The 15002-nt window shown below is 64.2% G+C and carries 13 protein-coding genes; all 13 read right to left on the minus strand.

From position 1 onward, the window contains the following. Positions 1 to 8 precede the first annotated feature (8 nt). The 13 genes from FOB72_RS11475 to rffA all read right to left on the minus strand — a co-directional run bounded on the left by FOB72_RS11475 (position 9) and on the right by rffA (position 14999). Positions 9 to 899 (minus strand): chain-length determining protein, encoded by an 891-nt coding sequence (locus tag FOB72_RS11475; protein WP_150372626.1) that lies wholly within the window; start codon positions 897 to 899, stop codon positions 9 to 11. Positions 900 to 1006: 107 nt separating this feature from the next. Beyond that, a complete protein-coding gene (locus tag FOB72_RS11480; RefSeq protein WP_223851311.1) occupies positions 1007 to 2827 on the minus strand; it encodes a polysaccharide biosynthesis protein in 1821 nt (606 codons plus the stop codon). 107 nt (positions 2828 to 2934) lie between these two features. Continuing rightward, positions 2935 to 3495, minus strand: a complete 561-nt coding sequence (locus tag FOB72_RS11485) for a sugar transferase (RefSeq protein ID WP_150372628.1) — start codon at positions 3493 to 3495, stop codon at positions 2935 to 2937. After that, positions 3495 to 4445, minus strand: a complete 951-nt coding sequence (locus FOB72_RS11490) for a UDP-glucose 4-epimerase family protein (RefSeq protein WP_150372629.1) — start codon at positions 4443 to 4445, stop codon at positions 3495 to 3497. Before FOB72_RS11490 ends, FOB72_RS11485 begins: the two co-directional genes overlap by 1 nt. 129 nt (positions 4446 to 4574) lie before the next feature. Beyond that, complete coding sequence (gene wecB, locus FOB72_RS11495; protein WP_150372630.1) at positions 4575 to 5702, minus strand: non-hydrolyzing UDP-N-acetylglucosamine 2-epimerase; 1128 nt, start codon at positions 5700 to 5702, stop codon at positions 4575 to 4577. Further along, entirely contained in the window at positions 5695 to 6705 is a 1011-nt protein-coding gene (locus tag FOB72_RS11500; RefSeq protein WP_150372631.1) for a polysaccharide biosynthesis protein, read from the minus strand. Before FOB72_RS11500 ends, wecB begins: the two co-directional genes overlap by 8 nt. Positions 6706 to 6737: 32 nt before the next feature. Beyond that, positions 6738 to 7595 (minus strand): dTDP-4-dehydrorhamnose reductase family protein, encoded by an 858-nt coding sequence (locus FOB72_RS11505; protein WP_150372632.1) that lies wholly within the window; start codon positions 7593 to 7595, stop codon positions 6738 to 6740. Positions 7596 to 7609: 14 nt separating this feature from the next. Next, complete coding sequence (locus FOB72_RS11510; protein WP_150372633.1) at positions 7610 to 8872, minus strand: glycosyltransferase family 4 protein; 1263 nt, start codon at positions 8870 to 8872, stop codon at positions 7610 to 7612. Then, positions 8869 to 9801 (minus strand): glycosyltransferase, encoded by a 933-nt coding sequence (locus tag FOB72_RS11515; protein ID WP_150372634.1) that lies wholly within the window; start codon positions 9799 to 9801, stop codon positions 8869 to 8871. Before FOB72_RS11515 ends, FOB72_RS11510 begins: the two co-directional genes overlap by 4 nt. Before the next feature lie 177 nt (positions 9802 to 9978). Beyond that, complete coding sequence (locus tag FOB72_RS11520; protein WP_150372635.1) at positions 9979 to 11328, minus strand: hypothetical protein; 1350 nt, start codon at positions 11326 to 11328, stop codon at positions 9979 to 9981. 6 nt (positions 11329 to 11334) lie between these two features. Further along, positions 11335 to 12270, minus strand: a complete 936-nt coding sequence (locus tag FOB72_RS11525; protein WP_150372636.1) for a glycosyltransferase — start codon at positions 12268 to 12270, stop codon at positions 11335 to 11337. A gap of 23 nt (positions 12271 to 12293) precedes the next feature. Then, positions 12294 to 13760 carry a flippase gene (locus tag FOB72_RS11530; protein WP_150372637.1) on the minus strand — a complete coding sequence of 489 codons (1467 nt, stop codon included), beginning with the start codon at positions 13758 to 13760 and terminating at the stop codon, positions 12294 to 12296. A gap of 93 nt (positions 13761 to 13853) precedes the next feature. Further along, positions 13854 to 14999 carry a dTDP-4-amino-4,6-dideoxygalactose transaminase gene (rffA, locus tag FOB72_RS11535; RefSeq protein WP_150372638.1) on the minus strand — a complete coding sequence of 382 codons (1146 nt, stop codon included), beginning with the start codon at positions 14997 to 14999 and terminating at the stop codon, positions 13854 to 13856. Positions 15000 to 15002 lie beyond the last annotated feature (3 nt).

Raw genomic sequence — 15002 nt, forward strand, 5'->3', positions numbered from 1 at the left:
CGGCGCGCTCAGCGTGCCGCCGCGCGCAGGCGCCGTTCTCGCAGCAGCGACCAGACGAGGCCCAGAGCCAGGCCGAGGGCGCCACCGATGATCAGGAAGTTGATCTTGCGCGGCCACACGGGACGCTTGGTCACCTCGATGCCGCCCATGGGGCGTGTATTGAAGGTCCGCTCCGGGCTCGACTGTTCGAGCAGATACGAGGCCCGGCGCTTGAGGTCGCGCAGTTCCTTGTCGTTACGATCGATCAGCTGGTTCAGCAGCACGGACTCGGAGAACTGTCCACGCAGGCCCTCCTTCAAACGTTCCTGCGCCAGCGTGCTCAGTTGCTTCTGGCGGTTCTCCGCCGCGGTCACGTCGCGCGCGACCTGCGCATTTTCGGCGGCGATACGTTTGAGCGAAGGCTCGGCGAGCTTCAGATGCTCCAGAATCAATTGATCCTGATAGGCCTGAATCACGCGCTGTGCCATCTCGGGCGAGGTGCCGCGCACGCTGATCTCGAGCAACTCGGCATTCCGGATCAACCGCGCATTGATGCTCGCGCGCAGCAGGTCGGTATCGCGATTGACGTTGGGCGCCGTCGGCAGGTTGAGCCGTTGCAGGACGGCGTCCTGAAACTGCTCGAGCCGTACCCGTTCCACCGCGCGCGCGGTCGGTTCGATCACCGCGAGCTGCGGCTGGTCGTTCTCCGTGCTGTAGAACAATTGACCCACCTGCATGATCGTGCTGGCCTGCCACTGTTTCGGCAGCGCCATTGCCACGAGGACCGCGATGATCGCGCCGAGCACGGGCAGGCCCAATAGCCGGTATTTGTGGCGGAAGATGAAATCGATACCTTCTCCGGCGGTCAGGCCGTCACCTCGAAGCGTCGCGGGGCGCGCCGGTTGCAAATTGTCAGTCATCTTGAGCAGCAAATTATTCCGGCGCGATGCGCAAGCGCGAGGCCGGAAACTACATGGGTTATAAAAATCGCGCGGGCCCGGTCGCCATCAGGCAGACCGTTACGCTTTCAGGCGATCACTCGCATCTGGGCATGATGCTCGGGTTCGCGGTATTCAGGCACCAGCGTCGAAAGCACGGCGATCGCACTGTCCTGATCGAACGTGTCGCACGCGCGGCGCAATTCCGTGGCCGAGCGTACCACCTCGTTCCATGGCAGCTTGCGCTCGTGTGCGCGCATGATTTTCGGATGCTCGCTCGGTTCGGCGCTATCGCCGATGAGAAGTTCCTCGTAAAGCTTTTCGCCGGGGCGTAATCCGACGACCTTGATCTCGATGTCGCCATCGGGATGTTGCGCCGTGCATTCGCTGTAGCCCGAGAGGCGGATCATCTTCCGGGCCAGGTCGATAATACGCACGGGCTCGCCCATATCGAGCACGAACACTTCGCCGCCCTTCGCCATGGCACCCGCCTGAATGACGAGCTGCGCGGCTTCCGGAATCAGCATGAAATAACGCGTGATATCGGCATGCGTGAGCGTAATGGGGCCACCCGCGCTGATCTGCTTCTCGAAGAGCGGGACCACCGAACCGGACGACCCGAGCACGTTGCCAAAGCGCACCATCGAGAAACAGGTGTCGGCAAAGTAATCGGTGGCCGCCTGGAACACCAGTTCCGCGGCGCGCTTGGTCGTCCCCATGATGTTCGTGGGCCGCACGGCCTTGTCCGTGGAGACCAGCACGCACGCTTCCACACCGGAATTGCCCGCAGCCTGCGCGACCGCATAGGATCCCAGCACGTTGTTGGCCACGCCCTGCAGAACGTTGCTCTCGACGATCGGCACATGCTTGTACGCGGCCGCGTGATAGACCGTCTGCACCTTCTCGGTCGTCATCACATGCGTCAGCAGCGATTCGTTCTTGACCGACCCCAGCACGGTCACCAGCCGCGTCGTCGGAAACTTCAGCGACAGCTCCGATTCGATCGCATAGAGGTTGTATTCGGAGTGATCGAACAGCACCAGCGCCTTGGGCGCCTGCGTCATGATCTGCCGGCAGAGCTCGCTGCCGATGGAGCCGCCGGCGCCCGTCACCATGACCGTCTTGCCAGTAATGCAGCGCGCGAACAGATCGGCGCGCGGCGGCACCTGGTCGCGGCCCAGCAGATCGCTCGGCTCCACCGCGCGAATCGCCGAGATCGCGGTCTGCCCGTCGACAAGGCCCGTCATGCCCGGCAGCACCCGGACCGGCACGGCATAGCATTCGAGCGTCGAAATGATCTCGGTCACACGCGACGGCCGCGCGGAAGGAATCGCCACCACGATCACGGAAATCCGATCGCGATCGATCCGATGGCGAATCTGGTCGGGCGACACGACCCGAATGCCGGAGACCGACTTGCCCCAGAGCGCCTGGTGATCGTCGACAAAACAGACGGCGTCATATTCGCGGCTGTTTTGCATCGCCTGAGCCAGCTGCGCACCGGCCTCGCCCGCGCCGTATATCATCGCGCGCTGGCGGAATCGGGCCGGACCGACGGAAATGCGGCGCGAAAGCGAACGGGCCGCGAATCGCGATACCGTCAGATAGGCAAACGCCACGAGCCAGAAAATGCCAAGCGAGGTCCGCGGCAGACCCGCCTGCCCGAACAACAGCATGATGCCGTAGGCCGCCAGCACGACCACGCCAAGGCCCATGCCGATAATCAGCACCACACGCAGTTCGATAAACCGGATCACCGCGCCATACAGGCCCGTGCGAACGAAGAACGCCAGCGCCACCGCCGTCATCATGCCGGCAAAAATCAGCGACGTGGCATTGACGACATGAAAACTGCCGAGGCGAAGCCCCAGCGCGATCATGAAGCAGATCGGCAGGGCGATCGTATCCACCGCCACCGTCAAGGCACGCTTGGCTGGACGCGAAAGGTTAACGAGGTGGCGTAGCATCGATGTAATTTCTTGCTTCCCGATAAGAAGTGGAGCAGCGGGTTATCTCGTCAATGAGACACGCCGTCCCGCTTCAAAACCTTTAACGCGGTCAAAATTATAATCCTAAGATCGAAAACCAACGACTGACGCGCCAGATATTCGGCGTCGTAATTGACCTTGGTCGCGATCGGCAGATCGTCCCGGCCATTGATCTGGGCCCAGCCGGTCAGCCCCGGACGAATCTTCTCCACGCCGCGCTCGGTGCGCAGCGCAATCAGGTCGTCCTGGTTATACAGCGCGGGACGCGGCCCGACAAAGCTCATATCCCCGACGAGGATGCTCCACAGCTGCGGAATCTCGTCGAGGCTCGACTTGCGAAGGAAACCGCCGATCGGCGTCAGGAACGAATTCGGATCGTTCAGCAAATGCGTGGCGACCACGGGCGTATCGATACGCATCGATCGGAACTTCGGCATCCGGAAAATGCGATTATCCCGGCCGACGCGGTCGGACCAATACAGCGCGGGACCGCGCGACGTCAGTTTCACCAGCACCGCGACGATCACGAACGGAATCGCCAGCACGAGCGAAGCAAAGACTGCAAGGCAAAAATCGAAGAGACGTTTCATTATTTCCTGCTCTCCACGACATGGCGCGCGGATTCGGCAAGCTTGTCACTGGCACTGTATGGCGGATACCACCCGAGCACGCGCTGCAACGCGGACGCATCGACCTGGAGCGACCCCAGCACCCGGCGTGCCGCCTCCCCCTTCCCGAGCATCCCGGCGGCCAGCAGCATCAGCGCGGGCGGCACCGGCAGCAGCCGCGCCGGACGCCCCGTGCCACGCGCGATCGCGCGAACGAGCTCGGGCGTGGACAGATCCTGGCCGTCCGACACGAGGAAGGTGTGGCCGGCGGCGGCCTCGTGCGTGGCGCAGGCGATCAGCGCGGAGCACAGGTTATCCACAGCGACCAGGCTGCGTTTGTTGCGTACCAGACCGAACGGCAACGGCATGCCCCGTCCAATGGCCTGGACGAGCCGAAGGAAGTTAGCCTTTACTCCCGGCCCATAGATCAACGGCGGCCGGACGATCACTACCTCCAGCCCCGTCTCCTGGCTCAGGCGGGCCAGTGCCTGCTCGGCTTCCCATTTGGAGATACCGTAGGGATCGGTGGGCGCCGGCGGATCCTCGGGCGTGAACGGCCGTCCGTCGGTGGACTCGCCATTGACCTTGACCGAACTCACGAACACGAAACGGCGCACACCCGCCGCGGCTGCCTGCCGGGCGAGGTTCAGCGTGCCGTCCGTATTGATCGCGCGAAACAGCGCGAGCGGATCGGCCGCCGTTTCGTGCATCACGTGCGCGCGGTTGGCCAGATGGATGATCGCGGAAACGCCTTCCAGCGCCGGGCGCCAGTCCGTCTGTCCGTCGATGTCGCCGATCGCGATCTGATGACCGTCCGTCGCGGACGCGCGCTCGCGCACCGTCCCCGCGTACGGCTGGCCGGACGCGGACAACTGCGCCACCAGCGCCTTGCCGACAAACCCGTTCGCGCCCGTTACTAGAATTCTGCCCATTGCATCCGCCGATGTTTCCCGTTCAGCCACTCCGCGCTCCCCACAGACCGAACAGCCGCCGGGCGCGAGTCCGCAGGACGTCCGAGCGGAGGTCCCTGCGGTACTTCAACGCGTTGGGGAGGAATCGCGTCAGGCCGGAAGCCGCCAGACCCGGCGCTTGACGAAGTCCGTGTAGCTGACGATGATCCGCAGCACCTTGTCGGACACGTTATCGGGCTCGTAGTCGCTCACCAGACGCAGCGCGCGCGCTTCGCCACGCGGCTGCGCCGCGAGAATGTCGAGCGCCTGCATGGCCCGGTCCACGTTCATGCCGACGAACATCACCGCCGCTTCCTCGAAGCCTTCCGGGCGCTCGTGCACTTCGCGCAGGTTCAGCGCGGGGAAGTTCAGGATCGACGATTCCTCGGTGATCGTGCCGCTATCCGACAGCACGGCGCGCGCGTTCGTCTGCAGCTTGATGTAGTCGAGGAAACCGAACGGCTTGTGGAACACGACGCGCGGATCGGCCTCGAGGCCCAGTGCGTCCATGCGCTTGCGCGTACGCGGGTGCGTGGAGACGATCACCGGCTCGTCGTAGCGGCGCGCGATGGCGCTGAGCATCTCGATCAGCTTGCGCAGCTGCTCGGGCGAATCGACATTCTCCTCGCGGTGCGAACTCACGACGAAGTAATGGCCGGCGCGCAGGTCCAGGCGCGTCAGCACGTCGGACGCATTGATGCCGTCCTGATAGTGCTCGATGACCTCGCGCATCGGGCTGCCCGTCTTGATCACCTGATCGGGTGGCAGGCCTTCGCGCAGCAGATACTCGCGCGCGATCTCGCTGTAGGTCAGGTTGATATCGGCGATATGGTCGACGATACGGCGGTTGATTTCCTCGGGCACGCGGAAATCGAAACAGCGGTTGCCGGCTTCCATATGGAAGATCGGCACCTTGCGGCGCTTGGCCGCGATGGCGGCAAGCGCGCTGTTGGTATCGCCGAGCAGCAGCAGCGCGTCCGGCTTCAGCGTCTCGAGGATCTTGTCGGCGGCAATGATGACCTGCCCGATCGTCTCGGCCGCGGTCGCGCCAGCGGCCTCCAGGAAGTGGTCAGGCTTGCGAATGCCGAGGTCGCTGAAGAAGACCTCGTTCAGCTCGTAATCGTAGTTCTGGCCCGTATGCACGAGCGTGTGTTCGCAATAGCGATCGAGCTTGTCGATCACGCGCGACAGACGAATGATCTCGGGGCGCGTACCGACGACGGTCAGGACCTTAAGCATGGATGGCCTCCCGCACGATATCGAGCTGCAGCAGGACGTCCTTGACCTGCGGCACGGTCAGGCGATGCGTGTTGTGCGACGTATAGTCGTCGATCTCCGAGATCTCGGTCTCGCCCTCGACGAAGTACTTGTTGTAGTTCAGGTCGCGCGAGTCGGCCGGGATGCGATAGTAGCCGCCGAGGTCGTCGGCGCGCGCCATTTCCTCGCGCGACACCAGCGACTCGTACAGCTTCTCGCCATGGCGGGTACCGATGACCTTCAGTTCGCTGTCGCCCTTCAGCAGTTCCTTGAGCGCGAGCGCGAGATCGCCCACGGTCGAGGCGGGCGCCTTCTGCACGAAGATATCGCCCGGCCGCGCGTGTTCGAACGCATACAGCACCAGGTCCACCGACTCCTCGAGCGACATCAGGAAACGCGTCATGTTCGGGTCCGTCAGCGTCAGCGGCAGGCCTTTCTGCAGCTGGCTGAGGAACAGCGGAATCACGGAGCCGCGCGAGGCCATCACGTTGCCGTAGCGCGTGGCGCTCAGCACCGTCTTGCCCGGATCGCACAGCCGCGACTTGGCGACCATGACCTTTTCCATCATGGCCTTGGAGATGCCCATCGCGTTGATGGGGTAGACCGCCTTGTCGGTGCTCAGCACCACGCAGCGGCTCACCTCGTTGGCAATCGCCGCGCGCATGACGTTCTCCGCGCCCACCACGTTGGTCCGCACGGCCTCCATCGGGTAGAACTCGCACGACGGCACCTGCTTGAGCGCCGCCGCGTGGAACACGTAGTCCACACCGCGCAACGCGTCGTGCACGGCATCGTATTCGCGGACATCGCCGATATAGAACTTGACCTTGTCGTTCTTCAGCGCGATGCGCATGTCCTCCTGCTTCTTCTCGTCGCGGCTGAACACGCGGATCTCGGCGAAATCGGAGTTCAGAAAACGATTGAGGACCGCGTTGCCGAAGGAACCGGTACCGCCGGTGATGAGAAGCGTCTTATCTTTAAACATGTCTTGTCAGGGTAACCGTTGAAAACGCGGCCTCAGCCGAACTTCGCCATCGTGTCGACCAGCGCGGGCCATGCGGGCGGGGCATAGCCCGTCGCCGCACGGAAGCGGGCCGAATCCAGCGAGCGATCGATGACGAATCCGTCGTCGGGCACAATCTCGATCTCTTTCCGATATGCGGCCGCAACGAGCTTCAGCAGATCGTACTTCGCGATCGGCTCCGCCGACACGTGATACAGACCGTGCAGTTCCGGACGCGGCAGTACGAACTCGCTGATGACGCGCGCCAGTTCCACGGTAGGCAGCCCCGAGAACACCGCGCGCGTAAAGCCCTTCACACTGCCTTGCTGGGACAGGAACCAGCCGACGAGCGCGTTGGCACTGTCGAGCTCGTGGCCGATGATCGAGGTCCGCAGCGTGATGGCGTGCGGATAATCGACTTCACCGAGATACTTGCTGCGGCCATAGAGGTCCTTGGCATCGGAGGCGTCTTCCTCACGATACAGGCCCTTGGCGCCGGAATAGACGCAGTCCGTGCTCACGTGCACAAGGCGTGCGTTCGCTACCGCACAGATGCGCGCGAGCCGATGCGGCAGCTCCGCATTGATCGGCAGCGCCGACAGCGGATCGTTCGCCTGCGCCAGCTGCTTGATCAGGCCGATGCAGTTGATGACCACGTCGGGACGCACGGTGGCGAATGCCGACAGCAGGCTATCCACATTCTCGACATCCACACCCGTCAGAATCGCATCGTGCAGCGATGGGTCGAAGTGCCGGCGCACCGCCCCGGACCGCGCGGTGCCGATCACCTGGAAACGCTGCGGCTGTTCGGCAAAATGCCGGAAGACGGCGTTGCCGAGCATTCCGGACACACCCAGTACCATGACCCTCATGGGCGATCTAGTTATCATGATTCCCTTCTATTCGAATTTGAGTCCGAATCCATATGCTTCCAGCGCTGGCGGACCGCGGCCCGAAACCGGGCAACGAGCTGGTTCGCCAATGCTGCAGGTTCGAAATGCCGGGCGTAATAGGCGCGTCCCGCATCGCCCATGGCCTGTCGCGCGTCCGGTGAAGCGGACTTGAGCGCGTGGATCGCGGCGGCCAGCGCCGCGGCATCCTCCGCGGGACACGCCACGCCAGCACCAGACTCCTGCACAACGCGCGCACCCTCGCCGTCCATGGATGCGATGACCGGCCGTCCCGCCGCCAGGTACGCCTGGACCTTGCTGGGTACGGTTTGCTCCATGATCGGACTGCGCACGAGGCTGACGAGCAGCGCATCCGCCTGCGCAAGAATCTGTGGCATGTCGTCGGGAGCGTAACGCCCCGGCAACGAAACATTGTGCAGATTCCGACGCGCAATCTCGTCTTCCAGCCACTTCAGCCGGCTTCCATCGCCAACCAGCGTGAACCGTATGGCGCTATCTCGCCGCAGTTGCTCGGCGGCGTCAAGCACTGTTTCAAGTGCTTGCACAGTCCCGAGGTTGCCCGCAAACACCACATTGAACCCGGGATCCAGCACCAGCGCGGCCGGGCCGGCAAGCGCCCTGCCCATGGCCCGCTCGCCCGGGTTGGGATGATAGACCACCTCGGTCCCACCGGAAAGCGCCCGCACGGTGGGGACGAACGCCTCCGACTGGGTGAGCAGCAGATCATTTTTGCGGTAGATCCAGCGGACCACGTGCTCGACCATCGACAGCGCGGTCTTGTTGCGTACGAAGCCCGTGACTTCCAGGCTCTGCGGCCAGAGATCCTGCACCCATGTCACGAGCGCGGCACGGCACGTGCTGCGCAGCACGATCGCGGGAATCGCCTGAAGAATCGGCGAGACCGCGTAGACGAAGATCACGTCGAACCGCTTGCGTCGCAATTGCCACGCGCCGAACAACGCGCCGTTCATCACGAACGAAAGATAGTTGCCGACCAGCCGGAGGGCGCCGCCCGGTCCACGCGGCATCAGCGGAACGCGGTAGATGTCGTAGCCGGCCGGATGACGCTCCACGCCCCACCCGGTAGCCCGGTAGCCCGGGAAAACCTCGCCCCGGGGATAGTTGGGCTGGCCGCTCAGGACGGTGACCTCGCAGCCCGCTTCCTGCAGCGATTCCACCACCTCGTTGATACGGAACGACTCCGGCCAGTAATGCTGGCTGACGACGAGCACCTTCATGACAGGAGCTTCTCGCGGAACGCCGCGGCCGAGAAGAAAGGTCCCGGAAGTGGGCCTTCGCCTTCCACGAATCGCGTGACCGCATGCGCGATCGAATACGGCGATGTCGGGTCGAACGTCTGCGCCGGACGGCACACGTCGCGAACGAAGTCCCGCTCCGCCGCGAGGACCGGCTTGTTCAGCGCGCTGGCCTCGAGCATGGGCAGCCCGAACGTTTCCGCGATCGACGGGAAGATCAGCGCACTGGACGCCGACAGGCGCGCGAGCACGTCGTCGCGGCTGAGCCGGCCCAGCGCGCGGACCGCGCCCGCGCGCTCGCGCGGCACGCCCGCCGCCGCGAGCATCGCGTCGAGTTCGTCGTGATCGAGCGTCAGCCACAGTTGCGGGTCGTGCCCGGCGTCGTGCAGCAGGGCCCACGCGCGCAGCAGGTTCACATGGTTCTTGTGACCCACGGTGTCGGCCGGGTAGAAAAATACCTTGTCTTGCCACGCATGCGGCGCGGCCGGGCTGCCGCCGTCCATCGACGAGACCATCCGATGGAGCGCCCCGTCCAGCAGGGGCACGACCCGCACCGTCACCGTCGGATACAGCCGATGGAAGCTGTGCGCCATCGTCGGCGTCTGCACCCAGACCTCGTCGCTATGGCCGATCGCGAACCGGAACCACGCGCGCTCGAGAACGATGCGCAGCCGCGTGACGGGGGTATACCGGATGCCGGCGTGGGCGCCGACGAAATGCGGCGCATGGACGTAGGTAACGACGCGGGCCCGCGACCGCGTCAGCGGTGGCAGGCTGTTGAAGCAGAGGAGCACCTCGTCCTCGCGGCCTTCGCGTGCGGCGCGGAGGGACGAAAGCATGCGGGCAGCAAAGCTGCGCCGGACGGAACGCGTCGGCGTACCTTCGGGCACGCCGACCTGGCTCGCGCTCACGCGCGCATCGATTTCAATTGACCGCAGGTCACCGCTCACACCCTCCAGAAGGGCTTTCAGCAGAACCAGACCTCCGCCCGAATTGATACCAAAGGCACTGATCCGGAGGCCCCGGATCGGAATGTCGGTCTCTGCCAACTATATTGACCTGTTATCGGGAGAAAGGCGAATGATACCTCATGCGCCAGGCCCGGCGGCTGGCATGGCGCCCCCCGCGAGCAATGCCCGGGACCGGCGTTGCCAGAACAGCTGGGCCGCGACCATGAAGAACGCCACACAGGTCTCCGCCGACTGAAAAATCTGATTATTGGCGGGGATATAGAAGAACAGCACGATCATCATGAACGTCATCAGCAGCCACGGCGCACCGAGCGTCGTGAGCGACCGGCCCCACGACAAACCGAGCAGGTAGGCGAATCCCCCCAACACCAGCAGTGCGCCCGAGAATCCGAAGTCGGAGGCAAGCCATGGGTAGATCGAATGCCAGAGCGTGAACATGCCCCAGCCGGTCTGCTCCTCCAGCTGGCCGGGCAACGAGCCCGCCGTGAAGCTGGTGGTGCCGAATATCGCATCGGCATTGCGCGCCATGAACATCGAATTGCCGAAGCCGAGCGTGCTGTGATAATCGATGTCGAACGCCATGGACAGCGCGTAGTAGCCCTGCCCGACATATCGCGTAATGGACTCGAACGTGATGCGGCCGGCATCGCCGAGCATGAGCGAGATGGGATGCTGCGAATCCGCGTACAGCAATCCGGCGCCCGTATTGATCACGCCGAGCTCGCCCACGCCGCCCTCCCGCTGCGCCTGCCCCATGCCGAAGAACTGGAGGAACAGGAAAAACAGCAGGATAAAGACCGGAATCAGGACACTGCGCGGGATGCGGAACCGCAGTGTCCTGGCGGCGACGCCCAGCAGGACCAGCCACGGCAGGGTCACGACGAAGTCCGCGAAGCCCTTGTTCGTGCCCGTCGCGATATAGACCGACAGGTTGAACAGGATGGCCACGCACGCGACCCAGCGGAACTGGCTCGAGAGCCGCCCCCACAAGACCACCGTCAGCGGAAACACGGCCATGAGGTATGGCGCCACGGCGATGCGCAGGTACTCCACGATCTGATAGGCGTTGCCCTCGTCCAGCCGCGCAAGATTGCGGTTGTAGGCGCCGCCCGTGTCGCGCAGGCCGTCGAGCACGTCAGGCAGCACGGTGCCCGTGCGTGACAGGGAAGTCGGAATCAGCAGGACCAGCGTGACCACGAGCGCACGGCGCAGGAAACCGATCGTGCGGGAGATCTCCGCCTCGCGCTGCACCGGCGTGAGCATCGAGTTGCGCACACCGCTCCAGGACATGCCGTAGCCGATCGCGATGATCGCCTGCGCGCTCAGCAGGTAACCCACCAGCAGCAACGGATGACCATCCGCCCACGGCCACGGGCCGAAGAAGAAGAGTGCGACGGTCAGGCCGAGATAGCACTGGAAGAAAACGAGGGGCGCAAGCCAGGCACGGCGCAGCGTCGACAACTCCATCGTCCGTTATCCTTTCATCAGCGTGCGAATCCTGTAGAGCGCGATTCGCGCAGGCTTGCTCACCACGTTGCGCACAAGCCGCAGCTTGTAACCTGCCGCGCGCAGCGGCGGATGGCGCTCGCATGCCTGCCTGTAAAAATGATTGCCGCGCGACAGCCGCCCGGACCGGAACGCATTGCGCGCGAGAACGAATAGCGCGTGGCCATAGGCTTCGTCCTTGCGCGCGGCAATTTCCGCGGGAACGTCGGGCGTCGCGAAATAGCTGTCGAGCACATGCAGATACTCCATGCTCGTCTGTTCCGACACATCACTATAGGAGATCGATCGCGGATGCATGCGATATCCGGCCAATGTCTCCGGCACGAAGTGGAACGAGCCATAACGCGCGAGGCGGATCCAGAACTCCCGGTCCGGGGCGAGCCGCAACTCGGGTTTCCAGCCGCCCGCCTGCTCGAACGCATCGCGACGAAAGACCGCGCCCGGGCCGATATAGCACTCCTGCCGGATCACCAGATCCGCGAGGTCGAAGGGCCGGCAGACGTTGCGCTTGATGACGCTGGAGGTCTGGTCGATCAGGTCGCAGTCGGGAAAGGCGCAGACCCGCGTGGGATCGTCCTCGAGCGCCTGCACCAGCCTGGCGATCGCATCGGGGTAAAGAATGTCGTCGGAACTGAGGTACGCGAGATAGGTGCCGCGCGCGGCCGCCCAACCTTTGTTGAGCGTGCGCGCCTGCCCCATGTTGGCCTGCGATTCGATGTGCGCGCGGTCCTTGTACGGCTCCAGCACACGCTTCGTGTCGTCCGTCGAGCCATCGTCGAGAACGATGTATTCGATATTCGGATACGTTTGCGTCAGCACGCTCTCGATCGTCTCGGCCACATACTGTGCCTGATTGAACGTAGGCGTGACGATGGTCACCAGGGGTTGCGCGCTCGTGGTCATGTATCGAATGGGCTCGGAAAAATTCAGCTACCGGTATTGCGGGAGGCGGCGTACCTGGCACGGTAGGCCATCAGCATGGCCACCGGCTTCGTGCAAAGCACGGCAAGACCGATGCCGATCGACACCCACAGCACCCGCAGCCACGGATTGTCGAACAGCGCCCCCGCGAACGTCAGCGCGGCGAGCAGGGACAGCGTGACCACGTGCCGGTTGATGAAGTATGTGCGCGGCTGGCGCAGGATCGGCGCGCTCAGGAAGAACAGCGTGCAGGCATCGATCACCATGCGCAGCAGCCAGGCCCATGCCGCGCCCGTCACGCCGAACGTGCGCGCGAGCAGCCACAGGCTGAGCAGATAGATGGGCAGGATGCCGCAGTGGAGCAAGGCGGTCGTTCGCGGCTGCCCGGCGCTCTGGATCAGCGTGTACGGAATCTGCGCCATGCAGTTGATCAGGATGCTGACCGCGAAGATCTGCAGCAGCAGCGTGCTGTGCGAAGCGAATTCGGCGTTGATCCAGAGCGTCAGCAGTTCGTTGCCGAACAGGACCAGCACCGCCGTGATGGGAAGCACGGTGATGTACAGCGCAGTGAGGCTCGCCCGGACGAGGCCGAGGTTATCCGCGTCCGGGTCCGCCATCCGCGCGGCGAATGCCGGGAACAGGACGGCCGTCACGGCGCCCGGAATGATCCAGATCTTGGTCACCATCTCGTTCGGCGTCGCGTAGTAGGCCACGGCGCTGGCGGACACCACCGCGCCGATGACGAAGCGGTCGACGTAGCCCATGATCGGGCTGATGATGTTGCTGACCGTGAGCCAGCCGCCCGACGATGCCAGTTGCTTCATCTCCGCGCGGCCCACATGGAGGCGGCGCTGTGTGGGCGTGAGGACGCGCCATGCGAACACGGCATGCACCACGCAGCCGACCATGCGCCCCAGCGCGAGCACGAGCGCGATGACGTCCAGACCGGGATTGCCGTGCCAGACCACCGCCAGCGGCCCAAGAAAGGTGAACAGGCCCAAGGGCAGCCGGATCGCATTGACGATGCCAAACGCCGACTTGGCCTCGAGCACGCCGCGAAACCCCGACGTGAGGATGATCGACGGCATCGCGAAGGCCATCGCATAGACCGCGCGAATGGCCTCGCCGCGATCCGGAACGCTCTTGATGAGATCGACGCCCCAGGGTGCGCCGAGCGCGAGGGCGATACCGGCCACCACGCCGAGCACGGCCATCAGCACGGTAGCCGTCGCCGTCAGCGGGCCGATCGAGTCGTCGTCGCCGCGGGCGAACGCCAGGGACAGCTGCTGCGTCAGCGCGCGGCCCAGCCCGAGGTCGAACAGGCCGAAGTAGCTGACCACGGCCCATACCATCGTCAGCAACCCGAACCTGCTCGGACCGAGTGCCGCGATCAGCGGTGGGATCGTGACGATCGCCACCAGCAGCGGTGCCCCCAGACCGATCAGATTGAAAGTCGTATGACGCAATAACATGGATGTTCTATTCACCGGGTCGGCAATTCGCGACCACTTGCGGCTGTGCGGGGCCGCAAATTATCGCACACCCGGCTACATGGATTTTCCGCGTTATCGTGCGAGCGCAGCCTCCAGCACATTCACCACGCGGCGCTGCTCTTCCTCGGTCAGACCGACCCAGAGCGGCAGGCGGACCAGCCGCTCCGACTGACGCACCGTCATGTCGAGGGAGCCATGCACGCGGCCGAAGCGTTCTCCCGCGGGCGACGAATGCAACGGCACGTAGTGGAACACGCAATTGATATTCGCCGCCTTGAGCGCGGACAACACCCGCTGCCGGTCGATGCGCGGGTCCAGCAGCACATAGTACATATGCGCGTTATGCACGCATTCGGCGGGCACGATCGGCCGGCGCAGATATCCGGACGCCTCGAGCGGCGCCACCATGGCGTGATACCGGTCCCAGATATCGAGCCGTTTGCGGGTAATGGCCTCGGCCTGCTCGAGCTGCGCCCAGAGAAAAGCCGCGATCAGTTCGCCCGGCAGGAACGACGAACCCACGTCCTGCCACGTGTACTTGTCCACCTCGCCCCGGAAAAACCGGCTGCGGTCGGTCCCTTTCTCCCGGATGACCTCGGCGCGCAGCGCGAGCTTCGGGTCGTTGACCAGCAGCGCGCCGCCCTCGCCCGAGATCACGTTCTTCGTTTCGTGGAAGCTGAACGCGCCCAGGTCGCCGATGGCGCCCAGCATACGTCCCTTGTAGCTGGCCATGACGCCCTGCGCGGCATCTTCGACCACGCGCAGCCCATGCCTCGCGGCGATTTCGAGAATGGTGTCCATCTCGCAGCCGACGCCGGCGTAGTGCACCGGCACGATCGCGCGCGTGCGCGGCGTGATGGCGGCCTCGATCAGGCGCTCGTCCAGGTTCAGCGTGTCTTCGCGAATATCCACGAACACCGGCACGCCACCGCGCAGCACGAACGCGTTCGCCGTCGACACGAACGTGTACGACGGCATGATGATCTCGTCGCCCGGCTCGATATCGAGGAGCAGTGCCGTCATCTCGAGCGCAGCCGTGCAGGAATGCGTCAGCAGCGCCTTCTTGCAGCCCGTGCTGGCCTCGATCCACTCATGGCAGCGGCGCGTGAACGTGCCGTCGCCGGCCAGCTTGAAATCGCGCTCGACCTGCTCGATGTAGGTGAATTCCTTGCCCGTGACATAGGGCCGATTGAACGCGATCTTCCTGTCTTGACTCACCGT

It is taken from the genome of Cupriavidus pauculus, assembly GCF_008693385.1.
Classification (GTDB): Bacteria; Pseudomonadota; Gammaproteobacteria; order Burkholderiales; family Burkholderiaceae; genus Cupriavidus; species Cupriavidus pauculus_D.